The sequence below is a fragment of the Micromonospora sp. CA-259024 genome (assembly GCF_050936255.1).
GTDB lineage: Bacteria > Actinomycetota > Actinomycetes > Mycobacteriales > Micromonosporaceae > Micromonospora.
In genome coordinates this window covers 1486714-1509266 of record NZ_JBNJND010000002.1, presented here as the reverse complement: position 1 = coordinate 1509266, position 22553 = coordinate 1486714, and the positions used below count along the sequence as shown (strand labels likewise).

The 22553-nt window shown below is 69.2% G+C and carries 25 protein-coding genes, 1 tRNA gene and 1 other RNA gene; 11 read left to right on the top strand and 16 right to left on the bottom strand.

Annotated elements, in window-relative coordinates:
- Positions 1-29: 29 nt before the first annotated feature.
- From ACQEUX_RS26455 to ACQEUX_RS26435, 5 genes are all read right to left on the bottom strand, one after another.
- Positions 30-2210 (bottom strand): cell division protein FtsK, encoded by a 2181-nt coding sequence (locus ACQEUX_RS26455; RefSeq protein ID WP_433053730.1) that lies wholly within the window; start codon positions 2208-2210, stop codon positions 30-32.
- 304 nt (positions 2211-2514) lie between these two features.
- Positions 2515-2982, bottom strand: coding sequence for a DUF3307 domain-containing protein (locus ACQEUX_RS26450; protein WP_433053727.1), 468 nt, complete (start codon positions 2980-2982; stop codon positions 2515-2517).
- Between the two features lie 92 nt (positions 2983-3074).
- Positions 3075-3866, bottom strand: coding sequence for an ABC transporter permease (locus ACQEUX_RS26445; RefSeq protein ID WP_433053724.1), 792 nt, complete (start codon positions 3864-3866; stop codon positions 3075-3077).
- A complete protein-coding gene (locus ACQEUX_RS26440) occupies positions 3863-4237 on the bottom strand; it encodes an RRQRL motif-containing zinc-binding protein (protein ID WP_433053721.1) in 375 nt (124 codons plus the stop codon). Before ACQEUX_RS26440 ends, ACQEUX_RS26445 begins: the two co-directional genes overlap by 4 nt.
- Entirely contained in the window at positions 4237-4482 is a 246-nt protein-coding gene (locus ACQEUX_RS26435) for a DUF6284 family protein (RefSeq protein WP_433053718.1), read from the bottom strand. The genes ACQEUX_RS26440 and ACQEUX_RS26435 overlap by 1 nt, the downstream gene beginning before the upstream one ends.
- 402 nt (positions 4483-4884) lie before the next feature.
- Between ACQEUX_RS26435 and ACQEUX_RS26430 the strand changes: the two genes are divergently transcribed.
- Positions 4885-5751, top strand: coding sequence for a GntR family transcriptional regulator (locus tag ACQEUX_RS26430; RefSeq protein WP_433053715.1), 867 nt, complete (start codon positions 4885-4887; stop codon positions 5749-5751).
- A complete protein-coding gene (locus ACQEUX_RS26425; protein WP_433053712.1) occupies positions 5748-6488 on the top strand; it encodes an HAD family hydrolase in 741 nt (246 codons plus the stop codon). Before ACQEUX_RS26430 ends, ACQEUX_RS26425 begins: the two co-directional genes overlap by 4 nt.
- Before the next feature lie 72 nt (positions 6489-6560).
- Here ACQEUX_RS26425 and ACQEUX_RS26420 read toward each other — a convergent pair whose 3' ends face one another.
- From ACQEUX_RS26420 to ACQEUX_RS26405, 4 genes are all read right to left on the bottom strand, one after another.
- Entirely contained in the window at positions 6561-7214 is a 654-nt protein-coding gene (locus ACQEUX_RS26420) for a hypothetical protein (RefSeq protein ID WP_433053710.1), read from the bottom strand.
- Positions 7215-7242: 28 nt separating this feature from the next.
- Positions 7243-8247, bottom strand: a complete 1005-nt coding sequence (locus tag ACQEUX_RS26415; protein ID WP_433053707.1) for a hypothetical protein — start codon at positions 8245-8247, stop codon at positions 7243-7245.
- A gap of 268 nt (positions 8248-8515) precedes the next feature.
- The gene (locus ACQEUX_RS26410; protein ID WP_433053704.1) at positions 8516-9388 is read right to left on the bottom strand and encodes a YDG/SRA domain-containing protein; all 873 of its coding nucleotides are present in this window, start codon (positions 9386-9388) and stop codon (positions 8516-8518) included.
- Between the two features lie 338 nt (positions 9389-9726).
- Positions 9727-10302 (bottom strand): TetR/AcrR family transcriptional regulator, encoded by a 576-nt coding sequence (locus ACQEUX_RS26405; RefSeq protein WP_433053701.1) that lies wholly within the window; start codon positions 10300-10302, stop codon positions 9727-9729.
- Positions 10303-10386: 84 nt separating this feature from the next.
- Here ACQEUX_RS26405 and ACQEUX_RS26400 point away from each other — a divergent pair, with 84 nt between their 5' ends.
- From ACQEUX_RS26400 to ACQEUX_RS26385, 4 genes are all read left to right on the top strand, one after another.
- On the top strand, positions 10387-11019 hold the full coding sequence (locus ACQEUX_RS26400) for an NAD(P)-dependent oxidoreductase (protein WP_433053698.1): 633 nt from the start codon (positions 10387-10389) through the stop codon (positions 11017-11019).
- Between the two features lie 2 nt (positions 11020-11021).
- Positions 11022-11840 carry an SGNH/GDSL hydrolase family protein gene (locus ACQEUX_RS26395; RefSeq protein WP_433053695.1) on the top strand — a complete coding sequence of 273 codons (819 nt, stop codon included), beginning with the start codon at positions 11022-11024 and terminating at the stop codon, positions 11838-11840.
- A gap of 101 nt (positions 11841-11941) precedes the next feature.
- Positions 11942-12589: a hypothetical protein gene (locus tag ACQEUX_RS26390; protein ID WP_433053692.1), complete on the top strand. Its 648-nt coding sequence runs from the start codon at positions 11942-11944 to the stop codon at positions 12587-12589.
- On the top strand, positions 12586-13701 hold the full coding sequence (locus tag ACQEUX_RS26385; protein WP_433053689.1) for an NYN domain-containing protein: 1116 nt from the start codon (positions 12586-12588) through the stop codon (positions 13699-13701). The genes ACQEUX_RS26390 and ACQEUX_RS26385 overlap by 4 nt, the downstream gene beginning before the upstream one ends.
- A 288-nt stretch (positions 13702-13989) precedes the next feature.
- Here ACQEUX_RS26385 and ACQEUX_RS26380 read toward each other — a convergent pair whose 3' ends face one another.
- The 4 genes from ACQEUX_RS26380 to ACQEUX_RS26365 all read right to left on the bottom strand — a co-directional run bounded on the left by ACQEUX_RS26380 (position 13990) and on the right by ACQEUX_RS26365 (position 16259).
- Positions 13990-14484: a hypothetical protein gene (locus ACQEUX_RS26380; protein WP_433053686.1), complete on the bottom strand. Its 495-nt coding sequence runs from the start codon at positions 14482-14484 to the stop codon at positions 13990-13992.
- 32 nt (positions 14485-14516) lie between these two features.
- On the bottom strand, positions 14517-15131 hold the full coding sequence (locus tag ACQEUX_RS26375; RefSeq protein WP_433057147.1) for a hypothetical protein: 615 nt from the start codon (positions 15129-15131) through the stop codon (positions 14517-14519).
- A gap of 175 nt (positions 15132-15306) precedes the next feature.
- Positions 15307-15501: a DUF397 domain-containing protein gene (locus ACQEUX_RS26370; protein WP_433053683.1), complete on the bottom strand. Its 195-nt coding sequence runs from the start codon at positions 15499-15501 to the stop codon at positions 15307-15309.
- Positions 15492-16259 (bottom strand): helix-turn-helix domain-containing protein, encoded by a 768-nt coding sequence (locus ACQEUX_RS26365; RefSeq protein WP_433053680.1) that lies wholly within the window; start codon positions 16257-16259, stop codon positions 15492-15494. The genes ACQEUX_RS26370 and ACQEUX_RS26365 overlap by 10 nt, the downstream gene beginning before the upstream one ends.
- 199 nt (positions 16260-16458) lie before the next feature.
- On the opposite strand from ACQEUX_RS26365, the gene ACQEUX_RS26360 reads away from it, so the two are divergent.
- Positions 16459-16701: a flavin reductase gene (locus tag ACQEUX_RS26360; protein ID WP_433053677.1), complete on the top strand. Its 243-nt coding sequence runs from the start codon at positions 16459-16461 to the stop codon at positions 16699-16701.
- A 7-nt stretch (positions 16702-16708) separates the two neighbouring features.
- On the opposite strand, the gene ACQEUX_RS26355 is transcribed toward ACQEUX_RS26360, so the two are convergent.
- Positions 16709-17539 carry a class I SAM-dependent methyltransferase gene (locus ACQEUX_RS26355; protein ID WP_433053674.1) on the bottom strand — a complete coding sequence of 277 codons (831 nt, stop codon included), beginning with the start codon at positions 17537-17539 and terminating at the stop codon, positions 16709-16711.
- A 130-nt stretch (positions 17540-17669) separates the two neighbouring features.
- Here ACQEUX_RS26355 and ACQEUX_RS26350 point away from each other — a divergent pair, with 130 nt between their 5' ends.
- A complete protein-coding gene (locus ACQEUX_RS26350; protein WP_433053671.1) occupies positions 17670-18074 on the top strand; it encodes a YbaB/EbfC family nucleoid-associated protein in 405 nt (134 codons plus the stop codon).
- A gap of 84 nt (positions 18075-18158) precedes the next feature.
- On the opposite strand, the gene ACQEUX_RS26345 is transcribed toward ACQEUX_RS26350, so the two are convergent.
- Positions 18159-18243, bottom strand: a tRNA-Ser gene (locus tag ACQEUX_RS26345).
- 82 nt (positions 18244-18325) lie between these two features.
- On the opposite strand from ACQEUX_RS26345, the gene ffs reads away from it, so the two are divergent.
- Together ffs and ACQEUX_RS26335 are read left to right on the top strand one after the other, a co-directional pair.
- An RNA gene (ffs, locus tag ACQEUX_RS26340) (signal recognition particle sRNA small type) lies at positions 18326-18415 on the top strand.
- Positions 18416-18596: 181 nt separating this feature from the next.
- Positions 18597-21368, top strand: a complete 2772-nt coding sequence (locus ACQEUX_RS26335; protein ID WP_433053668.1) for a DNA polymerase III subunit gamma and tau — start codon at positions 18597-18599, stop codon at positions 21366-21368.
- On the opposite strand, the gene ACQEUX_RS26330 is transcribed toward ACQEUX_RS26335, so the two are convergent.
- A complete protein-coding gene (locus tag ACQEUX_RS26330) occupies positions 21365-22042 on the bottom strand; it encodes a DUF998 domain-containing protein (protein ID WP_433053665.1) in 678 nt (225 codons plus the stop codon). The two genes, ACQEUX_RS26335 and ACQEUX_RS26330, sit on opposite strands and share 4 nt — an antisense overlap.
- A 202-nt stretch (positions 22043-22244) precedes the next feature.
- On the opposite strand from ACQEUX_RS26330, the gene ACQEUX_RS26325 reads away from it, so the two are divergent.
- A complete protein-coding gene (locus ACQEUX_RS26325; protein ID WP_238433593.1) occupies positions 22245-22553 on the top strand; it encodes a YbaB/EbfC family nucleoid-associated protein in 309 nt (102 codons plus the stop codon).

Here is a 22553-nt window from a genome sequence, read left to right as displayed (position 1 = left end):
CTAGACCTAGCGGCCGATCGCTGTCCGCCTTAGGCGGCTTTGTCGCCCCGGCGCTTGTTACGCTCCGCAACCGCGTCGGTGATGTCGGCCCGGTCGATGCCGCGCCGGTTCGCGCCCTTGCCGGTGGCCGGGTCGGTGCCCCACACCTGCCCGGTGGTGATGCCGTAAGGCTTGAGTGCGGCGGTGAGCTGGTCGCGGGTCAGCTTCCCGTAGGCGTCGGCGTTCAGCTCGGCCAGGCGCTCGGTCAGCGTCTCGGCCCACACCTTGCTCTCGGTCGCGGGTAGCACGGTGAGGATGTCGTCGAGCAGGGTGTCTCGCCGCGCCGCCGGGGTGGCCGGTGTCTGCCCGATCGCGTGGCCGGTCAGGGTGCCGGCCGCCTCCCGCAGGGCGCGCGCCCGGTCGGTGATCTTCTCGGCGGTCGGTCCGTCGACGTAGAACGTCCGGACGATCTGGGCGTCGTCGGCCGCGCCGACCAGGTAGCCGACGCCCTTGTCTTTCTTGGCGAACATCGTCGCCCGGATGCCGTTCTTGTACGCGGAGGTGCCGAGGATCATGTCGTTTTCGATCTGGCCCATGACCCGCAGGCAGAACCGGGTACCGGCGTTCGCGCTGACGCCGGTGGGCAGGCTCTTGGCGTCCGGCCGCTGCGTGGCGACCACGAGGATCACGCCCAGGGCGCGGCCGAGCTTGATGATTTTCTCGGCCAGCTCGCCGGCTTCCTTGCCGAACTCCGGGTGGCTGAACAGCTCTTGCACCTCATCGAGGGCCACCACGAGCCAGTGCAGGCCGAGCTTCTTGCGCCGGGCCAGCTCGGGGGTGACCTTGTTGTCCGGGCACACCGTCTTCGGTAGGCCCTTGATGATCGCGGCACGGCGCTGGCATTCCTTGCGCAGCTCCCGCAATGCCAGCAGGCCCTCTTCGGCGGTGTCGTCGTCCTGCCCGGACGCGTACCGGGCGGACACCTTCTCCAAGGGGTCGAGGCCGCCGGTGCCCTTGAAGTCGAAGCACCACAGCTCCGCGTACGGGTCGAGGGCTGCGGCCAGCATCGGGACCTGCGTCGCGGCTGTCTTGCCGTAGCCGGGAATCGACCCGATCAGCACGTTGGTGTAGGGCAGCTCGAAGGAGATGACCCGCCCGCGCGGGTCGGTGCCGAACGGCACCGGCTTTCCGAGGTCGAACCCGCCGGATGCCTTGAGCAGCGGCCAGACGGCCGGCTTGGTCGCGGCCATGTCCTGATCGCCCACCCAGAGCAACAGCCGCCCGGGGTGTACCTCCGGCTGCCCCTCCGGCCACACGCACCCGAGGGGGCGGGTGAGGCCGGCGGCGAGCCGGTCGCGGCGCTCGATCACGTCCCCGGCGGTCACGCCCGGGGGTAGGTCGATATCCGCGCGCCAGCCGGGGCCGTCGCGCACGATCGGGGCGGTAAAGCCGATCGCCCGGTGGCCCTGCTTGGCTATGGCCTGACTGATACCGGAGATCCCGAGCACGGCCAGGGCGCGCACCACCACATCGGAGGTGAGCCGGGCGACCCGGGGCACCACCACGGCGGTATCCAACAGTGGCCTGTCGGCCGGCTGGCCGAGCAGCCCGCACAGCGTGACCAGCATGGCCAGCACCGCCCACCGCGCCCACGGCGGAGCGAGCGCCACCGCAACGCCACCTGCGAGGGTGACCGCGAGGCTGAACGTGACCACGATGCCGCGCCAGCGCACCCGCCGGTCCCGCTGCCGCGAGAGCTTGAGGTACAGCTCGCCGTCTTTGCTGGTGGAGGTGGCCTGCCGGTGCGGCTCGCCTTCCCAGTCGAACAGCCACCGGGTAGCCCCGGACACCATCCGCCACGCACCACCGGGGGCGCGGCAAGCGAGCTTGCCGGCGTACTTCGGCAGCCGAGTCGAGTGGTAGCCAGTGGTGTGCAGCAGATGCCCCACCGCCCAGCGCATCACGTCGCGCAGCTCGGCCCGCGAGCGCAACCACGCCGGCAGGATCGGACGCCGCTGCCCCGCGCGAACGCCGTCGAGGGTGAACCGCGGGGAGCGCTGCGCGGCCGGCGAGTCGACCAACAGCGGCCCGCCGTCGTCGTCGGAATCGGGGGTGCGTGCGGCGCGGGCCGCGTCGAGGTCGAGCACCTCGGCGTCCGGCCCGGCCGGGTCGGTGAGGTCACGCTCGGCGGCGTGCCAGTCGAAACGGTCGTCATCTCGTGGGGACGTCATGATGAGGGTTCCTCCAACGGTCGGGAGATCGGAAAGAGGGGCCGGGGCGCGGCGGATGGTTTGCGAGGCCTTGAGGCCGCGCCCCGGGCGGTGCGATGTGCCGTGGTAGGTGCCTTCCTTGCCGGTCAGACCTCCCACTGCACGCCGCAGGAGGTGCAGACCATGTACTTCTTGCCGTTGATGTAGGTGATGTGGAAGGCGGGGTGCGGGCAGCTAGACATCGGTCGGTCCTCTCGCTGTGCCGTCAGGCGGTCTGGCGGCCACCGCACGCCACCGGGTGATGAGCCGGTGGCGACGGGGGCGGTCAGACCGCGCAGAACAGCGCGGCGACGAACAGGAATCCGATGTGCCAGGACTGGTCCAGGGCGTAAGCGCCGGTGCCGAGCGAGGGGTTGTCGTCGCGGCCGGGTCGGGGTGCGCCGAGGGCGTAGAAGCGGCCCGCGCCGAGGGCGTTTGCGATGTGCCGCAGGGGGGTGCGTCGGTCGGCGATGTAGTGCGACACCGCCGAGACGGTCAGCCCCACGGCCAAGCCCCACGGGTCCAACCGCATGCCGGTTGCCAGCAGCATCGCGCACAGCGCGGCGGCGGCGGTCAGGGTGTAAGTGGCGACGTGGGCGGCGCAGGCGAGTCGGCCGATCCAGCCGGGCTGGCCCTTGGTGTCGGCCTGCCACTGGGTTTGCACCCAGTGATCGGCGATCTGGTGGGCGACGTAGAGGGTGGCGAACACGGCGGCGAACGCGCCAGCGTGCGCGCCGGTCGGGTCTGCGAACATGGGTGGTCTCTCCCGGAAGTCGATGGCTGAGGGGTTGAGGTCCGGCGGCACGGCACGGGTTTCCAGGCCAGGGGCCGTGCCGCCGGGCGGCGCTAGTCGTGCGTGCGGACGAGGTGCGCGAGGGCGGCACCCATGCCGAGCACCGCGACCGGGAGGCAGGCCACGGCGGTGGTGATCCACCACGGGGCCGAGGTGACTCCGGCGGCCTCCAACAGGTGGTAGGCGACCTGCCCGAGTGCACCAATGGCGAGGGAGCCGAGGGCGGACCACTTGGCGAACGTCCGCGCCCGGTCCGGCACCCGACCCGACAGCCAGACGTACAGGGCGTACGCGCCGTACGTCTCCACGCCGATCGGGAGCGTGATCGCGGAGTTGATGGAGAAGCTGTCCCAGATGCCCGGGAGCGGGTGCACGATGCCGAACCCGGTGAGTCCACCCAACCCGACCCACCCGGACCAGATCGCGACGAACGCAGGCAGGGCCAGCAGCACCACCGGCCACGCCACCGCCGAGCGGGTCGGCGCGGGCGGGGCGGGCGTGTCCGGGCGACTGACTGGCGCGACCTGCTCGACCGGTGCGGGCGGCGTGATCTCCGGCGCGGGCAGCAGGTCCGGTACGACCGGTGGCGCGGCCTCAGGCACGGCCGGGGCGGGTGCCGGGTCCGGGGTGGCCGGCGCGGTGGTGTCGGCCGGCGGCGGGGCGGGCGTGGTCTTGAGCAGCGTCAGCAGTTCGCCAGCCTTCGGCGCTCCGATGCGGAACTCCCGCATGAGCCGGTTCCGCGACGGGAACGCCTCCCCGTCGGGCAGGTCGAGGGCGCGGGCGGCGGGCAACAGGTCCTCGATCGGTTGGGGGTAGCGGGTGCCGTTGATGGTGGGGGCGGTCATGCTGCGTCCTCCTGGGGGAAGGCGCACGCGAGGCATTCGCCCAGCGAGCGCGGGATGAAGTACGGCCGCACCTCGTGGCAGATGCGGCAGGTGCGGCGGGCGGTGAGTGCCTTGTCGATGGCGGCGCGCTGCGCGGGGGTGGCGGTGCGCTTTGGTCGGGCGAGGTCGACCCGGTAGAGGCAGGCGGTGCGGGTGCCGCCGATGCCGCGCCAGAGCACCTGCGCGGCGATGGGTTGACCACCGGGGCGTAGGCCGGCGGCGGTCAGTTGCCGGCGGGTGGCGTAGCCGGGCGGGGCGCCCTTCCACCAGTAGGTGGGGATGCCGTACTGCGTCCCGTCCGGGTCGTGAAAGGCGGTGCGGATGCGGGCCATCAGGCCGCGCGGCGCGGGTCGGTACGGGCGGTCAGGTCGGTGGCGGCGCGGGTGACGCGTGCCTCGGCCCGGCGCAACCGCCGCCAGTCCAGCGGCGACGGGCCGCCGTGGTCCTCGGCGTAGAGCAGCGTGATTTCGGCGTCCAGGACGTCCAGCTCGGCCGCGATCAGCGGCCACTCCGAGTCGATCGCGGCCAGGTCGGCGGCGGTCGGTTCGGCGGTGACGGGGGCAAGGTGCGTGCGCACGGGGAAACTCCGGTGAGTCGATGAAGTGGGGGAAAGCCCGGGGTGCGACCAGACCGGCCGCACCCCGGGTGAACAGGAATCAGGGGCAGAAGCAACCGCGCGCCAAACCCGGCCCGCTCGCCCCGCTCGCCCGGGATCTACCGGGGTCGGCCACCGTGTGGCTCAAGGCGGGGATGCCGCAGACGGATCTACGCGGCGCTTCTGCTGTGAAGTTCTCAATGAACGACCACACGACCGGCCCGTGAGCGCGCAGCGCAAAGCGCCACCTTCCCCGGCTTCCGCTCGGCTTGTCGTGCCTGGCTAGCCAGGTACAACGAGATGAACGTAGGCCGGCTTGGCTAGTCAGGTCAAGAGGGCGCGGCGAACTTTCCTAACTTGGCTAGTCAGCGCTACCGTGAGCGGGTGAGCGAGAACCTTGACTTCCTCGGCGAGCTGGATCCCGACGACCCCAAACAGGCCTCGCAGCAGATCGCGAACAAGCTGCGGGCGGCCATCCTCACGCGGCGACTAGCGCCGGGCGACAAGTTGCCGTCCCAGCCCGAGCTAGCCACCCGCTATGGCGTGGCGCGAGAGACGGTCAAGCGAGCCTTAGACCTGCTGCGGGCAGAGCGGCTGATCGTGTCCCGGCAGGGCAGCGGCGCGTTCGTCCGCGCGCAGACACAGCGAGCGGTTGAGCTGCGTCCGCACATCGAAGCCTCGTTCGACCGACCTCACGTCACCATCGACTTCGCCGGGTTCTCCGGAGAGACGCTCCGCGACGCGCTCGCCGAAGCGCTCGACAAGGTGCGCGTCGGCCGGCTTGCGCCAGAGACGATCGCGGTGCGGATCCTGATCTCCGACATGGCTGTGCCGATGGCGCTGCCGTCGCGGGCCGAGACGCAGGCAGACGACCCAGCAGTACGCGAACGCGCGGAACGGATCACCCGCCGGGCCGCAGACGGAATCATCGACCAGGTTGCCGAGCTGGGCGACCTCGGGCTTATCCGGTCGGCCACCGTTGAGGTGCGCCTGCATCGGGCGTCTCCGCTGTTCAAGCTCTACATCCTGAACGGCGAAGAGGTCTTCTACGGCTTCTACCCGGTCGTTGAGCGCACCGTCTCGATCAAGGGTGAGCCCATGGCCATCTACGACCTGATGGGCAAGGACGTGCCACTCTTCCACTACGCCGTGACCGACGACGACGCTTCCCACGGCACGCAGTTCGTGGAGGCGTCCCGCCAGTGGTTCGACTCGGTGTGGTCGACCATCGCGTACCGGTACGACGGATGAGCGCCGATCTCGGCCGCCTGCTCGGCGAGGTTGACGCGGTGCTGCTCGATTTCGACGGCCCAGTGTGCAGCATCTTCGCCGGATACCCGGCGCCCCAGATTGCCGCCGAGCTGGTCGACGTGCTGCGGCGGCGCGGGGTCAATGTGCCGTCGGACCTGGCCAGCGAGCCGGACCCGCTTGAGGTGCTACGCCGTACCGGGGCGACCGGCGACCAGGGCGTCACTCGGGCGGTAGAGGATGCTCTTTGTGCAGCCGAGCACCGCGCCGTCGAGACTGCTGAACCGACGCCGTATGGCCGGGAGGCGATCGTGGCGGCTCGGCAGGCTGGGTTACCGGTGGCGATGGTCAGCAACAACTCGGCGGGCGCGGTAGCTGCCTACTTGTCAGCACGCCGGCTCACCGCGCATGTGTCTCTGATAGTCGGCCGGGCTTACGCCGATCCGGCCCGTATGAAGCCGAACCCTGCGCCGATCCTGCAAGCCGTGCAAGCCCTCGCGGAGCCGCCGCACCGGTGCCTTCTAGTTGGTGACTCAATGTCGGACATCGAGGGGGCGCGGGCGGCTGAGACGCGGGTAATTGGATACGCCAACCGGCCGGGCAAGCTTGCCGCATTCCGGGCGGCCGGAGCGGACGTAGTCATTACTAGCATGGGCGAGCTCGCACGCCTGCTGATTGAGCGCCCCGGGGCTAGTGGCAGAACGGTGCAAGGGCCAACGGCATCGCGGGTTGCCGATTGATGACGGCTGGGCCGCGGAGTCATTCATGCAGAATCTCGCCTCGCATAAGTAGGAGAGATACTGCATCTCTCTCTAATCAGAGTCAAAGGTCGTCGGCCGCAAGTTAGTGGCTGATGTATCAATACCCGCAATGGCTGCCTGGTCCTCTGCTTGCTCCTGAAGCTGCTCACGCCTTTGCCTTGCCCTCGCCTTATCTGAACGAAGGTACTGACCACCTTCAAAAACCCTCAGGTATGCCGAGTACATCCGACGGATCGCCATGATGAACAAGACTAGGACGTAGCTACCAAGCGCCAAAACGACGCAGGTTGCGAGGCGGTCCAACTTAGCGTCCGGGTTGGGCCTGATGCCCGAGGCGACTACCAGCACCGCAGCCTCTAGTGCTGACGCCAAGGCCCCCGCCATCAGGTGAGCTGCCGTTTCGCGGAAGTGCCTCCGCGTTGTCGCGTCGAACGGCCGTCGACCTTCGATTCGGTCACGGAAGGCGGCAAGCTGCGTAAATGCGCCGAACATGATTCCCGCAATTAACGCACTTGCCCCTGAAATGGCGCTCGGGTCCGTGAGACGCCATCCTCTGAGATACGACAGAACGCCCACGACTATGGGCACGAGCACCACGATCGACCGCGCTGCCCAGTCCGGGGAAGAATTGGGTAGCTGCATCGATCGGAAATGATCGCGAATTAGAGGGCGAAGGTCGAATCGGTCGAGAATACTCTCTCGCATGGCGTACCTCCCAGTGGCCTTCTAGAGCCTACTCCGGGGGTACGACATCTGAGCCCAATGCTAAGTTCGGAAGCAACTCTTCGGCCGTATCAATCACTTGCCGAAAGAAGTTATCATCCGATACCGGCGATGCGCCTAGATCGTAGATCCACTCCGTTATGTCCTGCGCTGGCCGAAGGCTTTTGCTCCTCTGATTGGCACCCTCCACTCGCAAGACGCTGTCTTCAAATTCGACCGGTATCCTTCTCCCGACAGCGATTGCCGCTAGTTCGTTGGCGAGCTGACCGAGATCAGATGCTTCGCTGTCTTGGTTTCTACGGCGCTGCCACCAGTCCAAGGCCCTCTGCTGCAAGCTTGTCTGCAACGACGAGCCCCCAGAAATGCCGACTTTCAGTGTGATGTCTTCCACTACGGGGTCGTCGTCGCTTGCCCGCGAGTAGCGGACAACTTCAAGTTCCTTGACGATTCCGTTGCGGATAAAGTCCGCCACGGCAGCTTGATCCGCGATGCCTTCCTCTACCTTGAGCCGGTATCGTCCTTCTCCGATCACGTCGAAACCCTTGATGACCCGCCTGTACGGGCAGGTGCGACCCCGCACCTCGACCGCGAGCAACGCGACGAAACCAGAAGGCGGCGTGACTAGCACGCTGCGATAAGGGTTAGTGACTGCAAGGTTGGTGATGTCTTGATCGCCGTTAACCCCGTCAGGGTCAATTAGGGTGCCGTCCTCGCCATAGGTTCCGTACAGGAACTTAAATTTCAAGTTGTTGGACACCCTGTCGACCTGCGTATAACGGATCACATTGCCGCTCGGCGGGACCTGGCTGCCGTCCTCAGTGATTCTGGGCGGATCCGGCAACTTGACGTTCTCGCTGAGGCGCGAAGTAAGGTCGGGCTTCAGCACGTCTAGAAAGTGCGATTCTTTCAGGTTGCCGAAGTCAAGATTGGCGTGGCGGCTGCCAGCACGTAGCCTGACAGTGAAGAGCCTGTAACCGTAGCGGGGCACAACAACTCCGATCAAGGCGAGCAGCATCGAAGCCGCGAGGGCATCTACCTTGGGTCTTCGACACGTTACCGGTTGGAGTCAAGAAGGCACTAGGCCTAGGACGGCCAGCAACGCGCGTCCAGACGGGCCAGCAGGAAACGAGGCGGCAAGCGAGCCCGGTTCCGTCTCATCCTCCGTCTCGTTCGCCCCTGTTCAGCGACGTCCGCAACAGACGGATCAAAGGCCATCCACCCTCTTCACGCCCGCTCTGGAACCGGACTGAACGGACAGGAGCAGACTTGGAAAGCGTGCCGGTCTACGACTTGTGATGTTTCCGGTGGTGAGCCAGCTGCGTCCAGTCCAGAGAGTGGCCGGCCACAAGGCGGAGCTTCCCGAGTTCAGCATCCGTCCCCGCCTGCCTGACAACGCCGTCAGCATCGACGTAGATGGCGCCAGTGTCGAAGAGCAGGTGATCGTTGGGGCAGAGACACAGGACGTTGCTGGCCACGTCGGGGCCGTTGTGAGGTTTCCCCAGAGCACGTATGTGTGCTGCCTCTACGTATGGGCCAGCTGGAGTCGTCAGCTGGATGCCACAGACCTGGCACTCATATCCGTGCAGGCGCTTGACCCCGTTGGACACGGCCGTGCTTCTAACTAGGCGCTGGATGGTGGCTTCGGTACGTGCGGCGGGCTCGCCCGTAGCGCCATCGGCGCTCGTGGGCGGCGGGTCAGCGCTTTCGAGCGCAACCAGGCGGTAGCGCCAGATCTTGAAGCCATCCTTGCCGGTGTCGTGCCAGTGGTCGACTACCCGGAACAGACCGTCGTACCGGAGTCCAACCTTGGGGGAGTACTTCGGATCTCCACCGGCGCCCCTGACCACCCGGACAGGGTTGCCGTCGATCTGGCTTCGAGCGAGTCCGAGGTTGCCACGGGTTAGCTGCTGGTCTGCGATCTGCCGCTTGGTGGCTGGATCATTGCCGCCCTGACCTGTGTAAACAATCTCCGTGCCGTAGTCCTCGTCATCTACGTAGCCGCCCGAGACCACAATCGACTCGGCGCCGTCCTTGCCTCCGCAGATGCCGGCCTGGTTGGGCCGGTGCACTCCGGAATCGGCGAGCTCATCCCGGTTCTTGAAGGTTGAACCGGGTGGGTAGCCAGGGATATCGCCGTAGGTCCGTTCGGAAGCCATGGCGGCACGATAGGGCAAGGGGCGGACGTCCGCGGGGCGCCGAGGCGCTGGCGTGGCAGAGGTGGTCTCAGTTGCGGTCTCGTTCGCCGCGGTACACGGGTGTATGCCGCCAGTCGTCGGGGGTCATCACGCCTGCCCGCGGCCACTACCGGACCACGGCGGATACATGATCGCAGACCTCGAAAGCGTGTGAGGGTTAACGCCCTCCGAGGGTTCAAATCCCTCCGCCACCGCTCATGAAGTGCGAGAACGCCCGGCAGATCCGCGAGGATCGGCCGGGCGTTTCGTCGTTTCGAGATCGCTGGTCTCATCGATCTCGGACTGCTGCCGGCGCAGGATCAGATCAGTGGGCGGACAGCCGCCCGGGCCAGCATCTCGGCGAACGTGCGCGGGGCCGCGACCGCGTCCGGCCCGTTGGCGTAGTAGCGCAGGAACGCCTCGTGGAAACACGCGCCGATCAGTAGAGACGCGGCCGCGTCCGGGTCCGCGTCCGCGTTGATACGCCCGATGGCCTGCTCGGCCCGAAGGTAGGTGGCGAAGATGGCGACCGCCTTGTCAGGGCCGCCGCCGTGCCGGCTCATCGCGACCCGGTGCGCCGCCATCCGCTGCGGGTCTGCGAGAAGCGCCCCCAGCATCGGGATCGACTGCTGGTAGAAGTCCAGGACCGCCTGCGCGAGTTCGGCGAGGTTGTCCTCGACGTCGCCTGCACCGGGGAGGACGGAGACCCGGGACAGGCCGGGCAGTCTCTCCTGGAGGACGGAGAGCAGCAGTCGTTCCTTGTCTTCGAAGTACTTGTAGAGCGTGGGCTCCGAGACCTTCGACGCCTGCGCGATCTCTTTGGTCGTGGCCAGTGCCACTCCCCGTGTTCGCAGAATCTGCGCAGCCGCGTCAAGGATCCGTTCCCGGGTGCTCATGCCGCCTCATCTCGCTGATTGACAGGTTAGTGATTACTAGCCCAGTATGGGGGTTAGTAATCACTAACCCCCCGGAGGGTATGTATGCGCGTCACCGTCTTCGGCGCGACCGGCGGCACCGGACAACACCTCGTGCGTCAGGCACTCGCCGTCGGCCATCACGTCACCGCCGTCGTCCGGGACCCGGCCCGCCTGCACCACGCGGACCACCCCCGACTCGAACCCGTGATTGCCGACGCGATGGACCCCGATGCAATTGCGGCAATCCTGACCGGCCAGGACGCGGTGGTGTCCGCACTGGGGCCCCGCGCCAGAGGTGATGTGTCCGTGTGCACCGACGGCGCCCGCGCGATCATCTCCGCGATGCGCGCCGCAGGGACCCATCGCCTGATCGTCGTCACCGCCAGCGGACACATCGTCGATGCGGGCGACGGGCCGGTCACCCGCGTCGTCGTCAAACCATTGCTGCGGCGATACCTCCGGTCGGGGTTCGCCGACTTCGCCCGCACCGACCAAATCGTTCGCGACAGCGGCCTGGCCTGGACGATCATGCGACCGCCACGCCTCACCAACGGCAACCATCGCCCCTATCGCAGTGCCATCGATCGAAACGTCCGCGGCGGTATCACCATCGCTCGCGCAGATCTCGCCCACGCCATCCTCGCCGCGCTGGACGCCCCGACCACCGTTGGCCACACCATTGGGTTGGGGTACTGATCATGAAGAAACGAATCCTCATCGTCCTGTGCCTGCTGCTCGTCGGCGTGCTCGGCGCTGGGGGCGCCGTCGGATACCTCACGTTCGTTCGGCCGCCCGTCAACCCGCCGGCCGAAGCCTGCGCCGACGGGCGCACGTCAGACTCGCGTCCCGTCGTCGTCGCTGCCGGCGCCAGCATGACCCAGGGCACGCTCGGCGCGGACTGGGTGGGCGCACTTCGTGACCGGCCCGAACATCGCGGATATGAGTTCGTGAACGCCGGCGTCAACGGCAGCACCAGCGCCGACCTTCGGCAGCGGGTCGATACCGACATCCTGGCGTGCCACCCGAACGCGGTCACGATCCTCATCGGCACCAACGACGTGCGCGATGGCGTCTCACTGGATCAGTACCGGGACAACCTCAACGCGATCGTGGACCTCATCAAATCCCGTGCCACCGCCCGAATCGTGCTGATGTCCCTGCCCCCGCTCGGAGAGGACCTGGACACCGCGATCAACCGAAAGCTCACCGCATACAACACCGCGATCAAAGAGACCGCCGCCCGCGCCCAGGTCGACTACCTGCCCGTGTACGAGCAGATGGTGGAGTTCCTCCAGCGGCGCGGCAGCGACCCGACGCCGTACGACTTCAGCTTTGCACTGGCGTTCGGTGCGGCGACCCAGCACTACCTGTTCGGACATAGCTGGGACGAGGTCGCCCGTAACGGTGGACGTGAACTGCTCGTCGACCACATCCATCTGAACGACCGGGGCGGAGCGGTCATTACCGATCTCGCCGCCCAGTGGCTGTCCACAACAGGCCTCGGGCGCTCCGAGTGATATCCCGACGGCTCTCTGTCGTCAGAAGCATGCCACCGGCTCACTCGGCCAGGGGATGCGGCTGGCTCGGTCGTGGGAGTCGGTCGCATCGGCGTGCGGCGATGCTGGAGCACGTCAGCCGACGGGTGGTCAGAAGGAGTGACATGTTCGGGTCTAGTTTCCGTGCGACGGCGTTGGCGGCGGTTGTGGCCGCGGGGGTGACGGCGTCGCCCTCTGTCGCACAGGCTCAGCAGCCCGAGGCGTTAACCGCCGCAGCCGGACGGTCGGCCGTCGCCGGAATGGGGCATTTCGTGTACGACGAGCCTAATGTGGTGGGGCACCGGATCTGGTTCGGCGTCCACGCGGTGACGGCCGCAAACGGATCGGCGTACGGCACGTTCATGTACCGGCACGAGCGGCCGGACGGCACGCTGGTCGCGCAGGGCCGAGCCGACGTGACGTGTCTGAAGGTCACCGGAAACGTCGCCCTGTTCACCGCGATCGTCCCCGAGGGCCAAGGCGCTGTGAAGAATCATGGCTACTACGTGAAGATCATCGACGGTGGGAGAGGGCCGGACCAGATCGTCGATGCTCAGGCGCAGAACGGGAGCGAGCGGCCGCCCACCGGCTGCCTCGACCCCGAGACGGACCTCCCGCCCGAATTGCCCCCGAGGCCCCGGTACGTGGTTCTCGTTGGCGGATACGCGATGCAGAGCGGAGCAGGTGCCGAGGTTCTCCCTGCGGAGCGCTGGGAACGGCCGCAAGCATGATCTGGCGTTGGTGGGCGCACTGGCCGGCGTGGTCCGGTTACGCGGCCGCAGCCTTTTCGCTGCTGTACGGCGGGTTGGGGCTGTACTGGTGGGCCGGTGGGGACGGGTTCCCGTTCGCGCCGATCGACCCCGCGTACGCGTCGGGGTCCATTCTGGAAGGTAGCCGCGTCGACGTCGTCGCCCCGGTCATCGCCGCAGTCGGGCTGCTCGGTGCGGTCGTCGCGCTGGCGATGACGCGACGCGCCCGGCCCGGTCGCCTGTCCGCGGGGCTGGTTGTTTTCGGATGGGTAATGGCGATCGGGCTGATCCTGGTCATCCCCGACTACACCCTGATCGCCCTCATCGCGTTCGCGCCGCTGCTGCTGGTTTTCGCCTTCACCGGCGTGCCAGGCGACCAGGCCGGTATCGGTGACATTCTCTACTGGCACCGGTCGAACCTGATCATCATGTTTGTTGGCGGTCTGCTGTGGGCCGCCGCCACCCTCGCCTACCGTCGGCGGGTCCGGGCCGCCTGTGCCCACTGCGGCCGCCGCCAGGGCGCCGATGGCGGGCCGTCAAGGCAGGCTCTGCGGCGGTGGGGCGGATGGGCCGTCGCGGTCGCCTGCCTCGCCCCGCTGCCGTACGAGGTCACCAGGATCGCCTGGTCCCTCGGCTATCCACTCGGCATCACCCCGGATTTCCTGCGGATGATGCAGGACACGCCGGGAATGCTTGCGGTCGGGCTCGGCTGCGCGGTCGCGTCAGTGGTCGGCGGCGTGCTCACCCATGGTCTGGTGGGACGGTGGGGCGAGGTGTACCCCCGCTGGGTCTGGTTCAGGGCCGGCAAACGGGTCCCGCCCGCCCTCGCCGTCGTCCCAGCGTCGATCGTCTCGGTAACGATCATTCCGGCCGGGCTGATGTTGCTCTGGACGCCCGAAGCCCGGGGAACCTGGGCCCTCTACGTTCCGAGCCTCTTCTGGGTTGCGTGGGGGGTCGGACTTGGTGCTGCCACGTTTGCCTACTACCTGCGTCGGCGCGGGGCCTGCCGCCGCTGCGGCTGGGGCCACGAATCGGGCCAGGAATCAGGACCGCCGGTCACCGAACCAGCCCCGGCGAGCACGACGAGACGATGATGCGTCTACCGCCACCGCCGGTGAGATGCGAGAGCGCCCGGTCGATCCGCGAGGATCGGCCGGGCTCGTTCACCGTCTGAGCAGCCTCTCCACCCCGTCGAGCAGCCGTTGCAGGCCGATCTCGAACAGGCTGTCGACGTTGAGGTCGATGGCCGACCGGGCAAACCGGGCCAGGTGGCGGCGGTCCACTCGTACGACTTCTGGCGGTCGCTCCGCGGGTGACGACGACGCTGGTCTGACGCGTCGAGCGGGCCGGTCCACTCCGGACCGACCCGATCGACGCACGGTTCAGCAGGGGCCAACGCCCTCGTCGAAGAGGCGGCGGGCCCAGTCGGCGTACCCGGCGATGGTTTTTCGGACCGTGCGTCCGTCGTGCAGGAAGAGGTACGCGCGGTCGCCGCTGCGGGCGAGCAGCCCGTCGAGGCGGTGCGTCCCCTGTGGAGCGGCGAGCCGCGTCACCAGCGGATAGCGGGCCCAGACCTCGTCGACGGGTGAGCCCGCCGTTATGCCCTCCGGTGTCCGCATCGGGTCGCCGACCCAGAGCAGCACCAGTTTGTCCTCCACGAAGACCGGGCTGACCGTGTCGTGGCCGGCGAGCACCGGCCCGCACGCGTCCAGGTCGGTACGCAGGATGCCGCGTCGGGTCAGCTCGTCCTCGGTGGCACCGAACTCGATGTTGCGCAGGCCGTTCAGGTCGATGATCTCGACGCTGCCGGCGGGCCGGCCGTCCGGGATCGTTCTGGTTGGCGGTACGCCGCTGCCCGCGATCGAGGCAGCCGTCATCAGCCCGGCAATAAACGCAAATTGTCGCAATTTCATGGAATCCCCCAGTCCCCAACGGAACGGGAGCGTTCAGGTTGCTGCCGGTCGCCGGATTGCTGGTTTTCCCACTGCTCGACCAGCTCATCCCAGTAGTCGGCGCTGAGTCGACGGCGTCCGTGCGCCAGCCAACCGTCGGTGTTGCGCTCCAGGTGCAGCCCCAGTTCGGCGAACGGGTCGATCCATGTTCCCGGCTCGACACCGAGCCGCGTCAACGCCGCGTTGATCGGCCACTGCTCGCGCGGCGCGTCCAACACGTCGTCGAAGCGTGGACCCCAGGACAACGACCCACCCAGCCACACCGCCGCCGACTGGTAGCCGGCGCCACCGCCGAACTCCGCCTCCAGGTACGCCACCGGCCCCAGCACCGACCAGTGGGTCAGCAGCCCGACCAGCGGCGGCGACAACACCAGCCCGAACGGATGCTCGGCGCTGCGGTCGTCCACCGCGTAGTCGGGCAGCGACCCGGTCAGCTCCACCACCAACTGCGGGGTGACCGGCAGCAAGGCGAAGTCCTGGCGCAGCTCGCCAAGGACCGCGTGATCCAGCTCGGCGGTCTGCTCGCGGAGCAGTTCGGCGTCCGCGACCACCGCGCTGAGCTGGTAACCCATCGAACCCCCGCCGTCCACAGCCTGTGGATAGAACATGTGTACGACGGAGTCCAAGACCCGTCGGCCCTCGACGCTACCCGCCCCTCCAGCCCTCGCGATCTTGCACTTGCTGACGTCGATTCAAGCGAAATGCCCCGATCCGTCCAGACAGAAAGTGCAAGATTGCCGGATCGATTTACGCCGCGGGCCGGGTGAGCTGGGCGATGAAGGCGCGCCAGGCTGTTGGCGCGAAGGTGAGCGGTGGGGCGGTCGGGTCCTTGGAATCCCGTACGCCGATGACGCCGGGCAGATTGTCGGCGACCTCGACGCATGCGCCGCCGTTGCCGCTGCTGCGGCTGCTCTTGCGCCACCGGGCGCCGTTCAGCTCCATGACTCCGCCACTTCCGTGATGAGATCGACCGACTGCCAGTGGGACAGCGCCTCCCCGCGCACGTTCTCCCATGCCGCCATCATGGCCGCGATGTCGTCGGGGTCGCTAGCCACTTGTCCCTGGAGTTGGTTGTCGAGGTAGCCGGCGACCCGGTGGTCGTGGCTGTGCGCGATCACGAACGGCCCGTTGAGGCCGGCGTAGGCGCCGACCGCGCTGGGCACGACGTGCACCCGGATGTGCGGCTCGGCGCATGCCGTCGCCACGGCCAGCAGTTGCGCGCGCATGGTCGACCGGCCGCCGATCGGGCGACGGAGGACCGTCTCGTCGATGACCGCCGTGAACTGCGGCGGGTCGTCCCGCTTCAGCACACCCTGGCGGCCGAGTCGGACCGTGAGATGCCGCTCGATGTCGTCCCGGGGGATCAGGCCCGCGCCGCTCAGCACGGCCCGGGCGTACGCCTCGGTCTGCAGCAACCCCGGCAGGACGGTCGATTCGAACCAGCGGAGCGACACCGCCTCGCGCTCGATCTCCTGCCATGGACGGAACCAGATGGGATCACGACGTCTTGAAGTGTCCGGCCAGATGTCCGACACGTCCTTGTGGAGGGCTTCCGCTGCCGCCAGGCGGTGCCGAGGATGCGGGATGCGGCCCTCGGTCAACCACCGCCCGACGGTCTTCGGGTCGACGCCGACGGTCTCGGCGAGGGATTCGGTGGTGTGCCCGGTGTCGCTGAGCGCCACCCGAAGCGCGTCGTTCACGGCCCCTCCATCGGATGTCTCGAATATCTGAAGACCATATAGCTACGCGGTGTATCTGTCTGGTGACGCGCTTGAAGGTGGTCCACAGAAGACGGCGCGACCGGTGGAGGCGCAGGAGCCCGGCGGTCGGCGTCAGTCCGGGTGCCGCCCCGACGGGGAGGCGGGGCGGCACCCTTCCAGCGCCGAAGGAGGCCCGTCCATGCCCCGCCGCCGCCACCGGGATCACCTACCGACCCGCCCCACCTGGCGCTGCGCGGCCTGCGGCATCGCCTGGCCCTGCTCGGCGGCCAAGCTACGACTGCTCGGCGAGTACCGGCACGATCGGCTGGCGTTGACCGTCTACCTCGCCACGCTCCAGGCCGAGGCCGGCGCACAGCTCACCGAGGTCGACCCGGTCCGGCTGACCGAACGTTTCCTCTCCTGGGCCCGTGCTCGCGGCTGACGGGGTGTCAGGGACGCCAGATCACGACGACGATCTCTCGTCGCCGTTCGGCGAAGCGGCCATCTCGTGCCGCGCCGGAGAGGACGTGACGCAGGTCCGCCTCGAAGGCGGGGAGTTGGTCGGCGAACAGGTGCGGCGCTGAGCTGGACAGGGAGAACACCGCCGAGGTGATCTCGTCCACGGTGCGCTCCTCGACCATCCCGCCGCCGACCTCGATCCGGGTGGGACCGGTGAAGCCGGCGTCCCGCATGATCACCTCTTCGCCGCTGGGGAGGCCGGTGGGCAACGACCCCTGCCCGGCCCGGCGGACCGGTCCCAGGTAGCTGGCGACCAACTCGTCGATCTGCCGCCAGGGTGGTCGGGGATATGGCAGCGGGTCGTCGTCGGTTACGCCCTGGTGAGTGCTGGCGTGGACCTGGACCCAGGCCCCGTCGGGCGTGAGCATCTCGCGGACACGACCAGCCACGAGCGGACGATCCATCCAGTGGAACGACTGGGCGAACGCGGCCACCCGGAACGTACCCAGGTCGCCTGGCAGGGCCTCGGCGCGCAGGTGTCGCCACTCGATGTTGGTCGCCCCGGCCTCGTCGGCTCTGCGCCGGGCCTCAACGAGCATGTCGCGGTCGGCGTCGACACCAACCGCAGCCTCGACCAGGGGCGCGAGCAGCAACGTCAACGAGCCCGGCCCACACCCGACGTCCAGAAGCCGGCCGGTGCCATCGAGGTCGAGCGCGGTGCCGATGGCCTCGGCGAGGCTGGGCGGGTAGGGCCGGCGGCCGACGCTGTAGTGACTGGCGCTGCCCGCGTACAACGTCTCGTCCCACTCCCACGTCGCCATGACCCTGATCAGACCACGTTCGTGGACAGTGGCCGCGCGTGCCGCATGTTAATCTGCTGCCGCTAAGCATGATCACCTTGAGTGACTGAGGGGACGCATGGTCGCCAGTGATCCAGGCGCAGGTGGCCTGTTGGACCCGGACGGCGCCATGGATCGACTGGCCGAGTGGAAGGGCCGCGTCGATCAGTTGGCGGCCGCCACCGCGACCATGAGTAACCGGCTTGAGCACCTGCGAATGACCGCCGCCGACGACAACGGGCTGGTGGAGGTCACGGTCGACTCCACGGGGACGTTGGTCGACCTGCGGCTGGGCCAGCGGATCCAACGGGTCGCACCGGAGGTCGTCGCCAGGACGATCATGGACACGATCGGTGTGGCCAAGCGACAGCTGGCCGACCGCTCGCAGGAGATCATCACCGACACCCTGGGGGCCGAGTCCCCCGCAGCACGCGGGCTCGCCGAACGGGTGGGGCAGCGGTTGCGCGCTGTCGATCCACCGGCGGACGACACCGGCGACCAGTACCACCGACGGTGAGTGCAGGGCGCGCGCCCGACCGTACAGACGAGTCAGGGCCGGTCCCCGTGGGGCCGGCCCTGTCGTTGGTGCTGCTCAGGCGAGCGGAGGATACGAGATTCGAACTCGTGAGGGTGTAAACCCAACACGCTTTCCAAGCGTGCGCCCTAGGCCTCTAGGCGAATCCTCCGCGAGCCAGGATACAGGCACCCGTCGGCCGGGCCACCCCACCACCCCCTGAAGATCGACGGGCGGTCGGGTAGGCTTGGCGTCACCTCCCGTGCGGCGGTATCTCGTGAACCTCCCCAGGGCCGGAAGGCAGCAAGGATAAGCGAGCTCTGCCGGGTGCACGGGAGGCCTTTTTGTCTGTGGGCCGGTTGATCCACTCGACATCCGTGATGTCGTGGCATCCCGGGCACGCGGACACCTCGGTTTCCAGGAAGCCGAGTCGATCAAGCGCAGCAACCCAAGGTGCCCGGCGGGGTGGGTGGTCACCCGCGCTCGACCGGCGCAGAATGGCTCGGTCGAGAGGAGGCGGGACGAGTGACGCTGGCGCTCTACCGCAAGTACCGGCCGCGTACCTTCGCTGAGGTCATCGGTCAGGAGCACGTGACCGAGCCGCTGTCGCAGGCGCTGCGCAGCGGGCGGCTCAACCACGCCTACCTCTTCTCCGGCCCGCGCGGCTGTGGCAAGACCTCCAGCGCCCGGATCCTGGCCCGCTCGCTCAACTGTGAGCAGGGCCCCACCCCCGAGCCGTGCGGCAAGTGTGAGTCCTGCCGCTCGCTGGCCACCGACGGCGCGGGCTCCATCGACGTGATCGAGATCGACGCGGCCAGCCACGGCGGTGTCGACGACGCCCGTGAGCTGCGTGAGCGTGCCTTCTTCGCGCCGGCCAGCAGCCGCTTCAAGATCTACGTCATCGACGAGGCGCACATGGTCTCGACCCAGGGCTTCAACGCCCTGCTCAAACTGGTCGAGGAGCCTCCGGAGTACGTCAAGTTCATCTTCGCCACCACCGAGCCGGAGAAGGTCCTCGGCACGATCAGGTCGCGGACCCACCACTACCCGTTCCGGCTGATCCCGCCGAAGGTGCTCCGCCCGTACCTGGAGCAGCTCACCCAGGCCGAGGGCGTCGCCGTCGAGCCGGCGGTCTTCCCGCTGGTGGTCCGCGCCGGTGGTGGCAGCGCCCGGGACAGCCTCTCGGTGCTCGACCAGCTCATCGCCGGCGCCGGCCCGGAAGGGGTCAGCTACGCGCGGGCCGCCGCCCTGCTCGGGGTCACCGACGCCGCGTTGATCGACGAGATGTGTGACGCGCTGGCCGCCGGGGACGGCGCCGCCGCGTACGCCACCGTCGACCGGGTGGCCGAGGCCGGGCACGACCCGCGCCGGTTCGCGTCGGACCTGCTGGAGCGGCTACGCGACCTGATCGTCATTCAGCAGGTGCCGGACGCCGCCGCGAAGGGCCTCATCGACGGCCCCGCCGACCAGATCGAGCGGATGGCCGCTCAGGCGTCGCAGCTCGGCCCCGGCACGCTCTCCCGCTGCGCCGACATCGTGCACGACGGCCTGGTGGAGATGCGCGGCACCACCGCGCCCCGCCTGCTGCTGGAGCTGATCTGCGCCCGGATGCTCCTGCCCGGCGCGGACGACTCCACCGGTGGCCTGCTCCAGCGCCTGGAACGGATGGAACGCCGGCTCACCCTGAGCGGCACCGACGCGCCGCCGGCCGCCGCCACCCACCCAGGGGTACGCCCACAGCCAGCCACCCCGGTCCCGGCTGCCGCCAGCCCGGCACCCGTCAACGCCCCGACCTCGGCACCGCCCTGGGCCGTCGACCCGGCGACGTCCTCGACCCAGAGCCCTTCGGTGTCGGCTGCGCCGGGCGCCGGCGCTCCCGCCTCGGCTGCCCGGGTCGCGAACGCTGCGGCCCCCGACTCGCCGATCCCGACGTCACCTGGTGTGCCGACCTCCGCCGGGTCGGCACCCGCTGATCAGGCCGCACCCGCCTCGCCCTCCGGGCCGGGCACCGGCTCGCCGGCCCCGCGTCGCATGGTGCCGCCGTCGGCGGTGCTCCCCGACCCGGCCACGCCGGAGCCGCCCCGACCGGGTGCGCCGGCCGCAGCGCTGGACGCCGTCGCGGTCCGCCGCGTCTGGCCCGACGTGGTCGGCAAGGTCAACCGGACCAACAAGCGGATCGCCGCCCTGATGCGCGACGCGGTGGTCCGCGAACTCGACGGCGACATGCTCGTGCTGACGGTGAAGTCCACCGTGCTGGCCAAGATGATGGCCGACCACGCGGCTGTGCTCACCGACGCGCTCTACGAGGAGTTGGGCGGGCGCTGGCAGATCCGTTGCGAGGTAGCCGGCGAGCGCGGCGGCGTGTCGCTGTCCGGTCCGCAGCGCTCGCAGCCCGCCGCGCCGGCCCGACCCGCCGCACCACCCCCCGCGCCGGACGGGCCACCCACCCCGACGAGCGCGCCGAACCCGACCGGCCCGACGAGCGCGCCGAACGGCAACGCCGCTGCCGGCCCGACGAGCGCGCCGAACGGCAACGCCGCTGCCGCCCCGACGAGCGCGCCGAACGTCAATCCCCCGGCCTCCCGGCCGCCCGCCGCGACCCCGACCGCCACTGTCGGCCCGACCAACGCGCCGCCCGCCGCGCCGGCTGATGACGAGGACGACTGGCCGGAGGCGGCCCGACCCGGCGGTGGCGCGCCCGCTGCCGAGGCGACGGATGACGAGGCCTGGCCGGAGGCCGCCCGTCCGGGCGGCGCGTCGGCTGAACACGACGCTGACACCGCACCGGTCCGCTCCGGCTCGACACCCGCACCGACCGGCGCGAACGGTGGCGGCGCGAACGGCGGTAGCCCGCACGGCACCGGAGCAGGCGGTTCAGGTGCCCCCGGTGCTGTGGCCGGCGGCGGTAAGCCGGGCGTGCGGGGCAACCCGACACCGGCGGCCCGGCAGCCGGCGACAGCCGGTGGTGCGCCGGTGAGCAGCGCCATCGCCGCTGCCCGCGCGGCGGCGGCGGGGCGCGGTGCGCGTACCGGAGGGGCGACCCGGCCCATCGCGGACGCCGAATGGGCCGGCGAACCGCCCTACGACCCGGACTTCGACGGCCCGTCGCGCGGCGGTCGGCCGGGTGGCACGGCGCCGGCGGCCACCCCGGCCTACGAAGGGTTCGATCCGGGCGACGAGCCGTTGGACGAGGTCATCGACGAGAAGACCGCCCGGGAGTCCAGCGAGGAGCAGGCGGTACGGCTGCTCCGCGAGACGTTCGGCGCCGAAAAGATCGACGAGGTCGACGCCCGCTAGTTCGTTGCGGCCGACCGGGTGCGCTGCGTCCGGTCAACCGGCGTCTCGGCCAGCAGGACGCCCAGGCAGCAGGCCCAGAGTGGGAAGGGCAGCACGGCGACCCGTTCCATGCCGCCCACCCCGATCCCGACGCCCTGTTCGGCGAAGAACAGCAGCGTCCCGACCAGCGCGGTGAGCCCGGCGGTGAGGGTGAGTCGGCGGCAGCGGCCGAGCATCGTGGTGCCCGGTGCGAAGCCGGCGAGGAGTAGGCCGACGTTGCCCACCCCCATGATCAGGAATGCGCCGAGGACGTGCAGGTTCTCGTCGACGTCGGCCGGGTAGACGGCTGCCAGGGCGTACCCGGCGGTGGTCAGCAGCAGGAGGGTCTGGGCCGCGCGCACCACGCCACCGCGACCGAGGAGTCGCCAGGTCAGCAGGAGCCCGGCGGCGAGCAGCAGGGCCGTGGCCAGCACGGCGGCGTTCATCAGTGGGTGCCAGGGCGAGCAGACGTAGCGGGGTCGACTGCTGTCCCAGAGGCCGCAGTGGGCGTTGCCGAGGTCGCTGATGTTGTCGGTGGCCCAGCTGTAGGTCGGTTGTCGCCAGCGCAGCCCGGTGACCAGGCTGGCGACGAGGAAGATCGGTACGGCCGCGACCCAGCACAGCGCGCCGACCCGGCCGGTGCGGTTGAGGTTCATGCCCACGAGCAGACCAGCGGGGTGGTTTGCGGCGCACTACCCGCAGATGGTCGATTCGGGGTAGTGGCAGCCGTACCCGGAAGGCCCGGCGTGGGCGGACGCACCGGGCGGGGCGGGGTCGGTCCCAGCGGATAGGCTGGGCGGCGGTCGAGCAGACGAGTGCGAGAAGGAGCCATCCGTGCGCCCAGGTGGACAGCCGAACATGCAGCAGATGCTGAAGCAGGCGCAGAAGATGCAGCAGCAGATCGCCGCCGCCCAGGCCGAGCTGGCCGAGGCCGAGCTGACCGGCACCGCCGGCGGTGGGCTGGTCACCGCGACCGTCTCCGGCGCGGGTGAGCTCAAGGCCATCAAGATCGACCCGAAGGCCGTCGACCCGGACGACGTGGAGACGCTGGAGGATCTGGTCGTCGCGGCCGTGCACAACGCCGCCGAGGCGGCACGGGAGCTGACCGAGCGCAAGATGGGCCCGGTTGCCGGCGGCATGGGCGGCCTCGGCCTGCCCGGTTTCTGA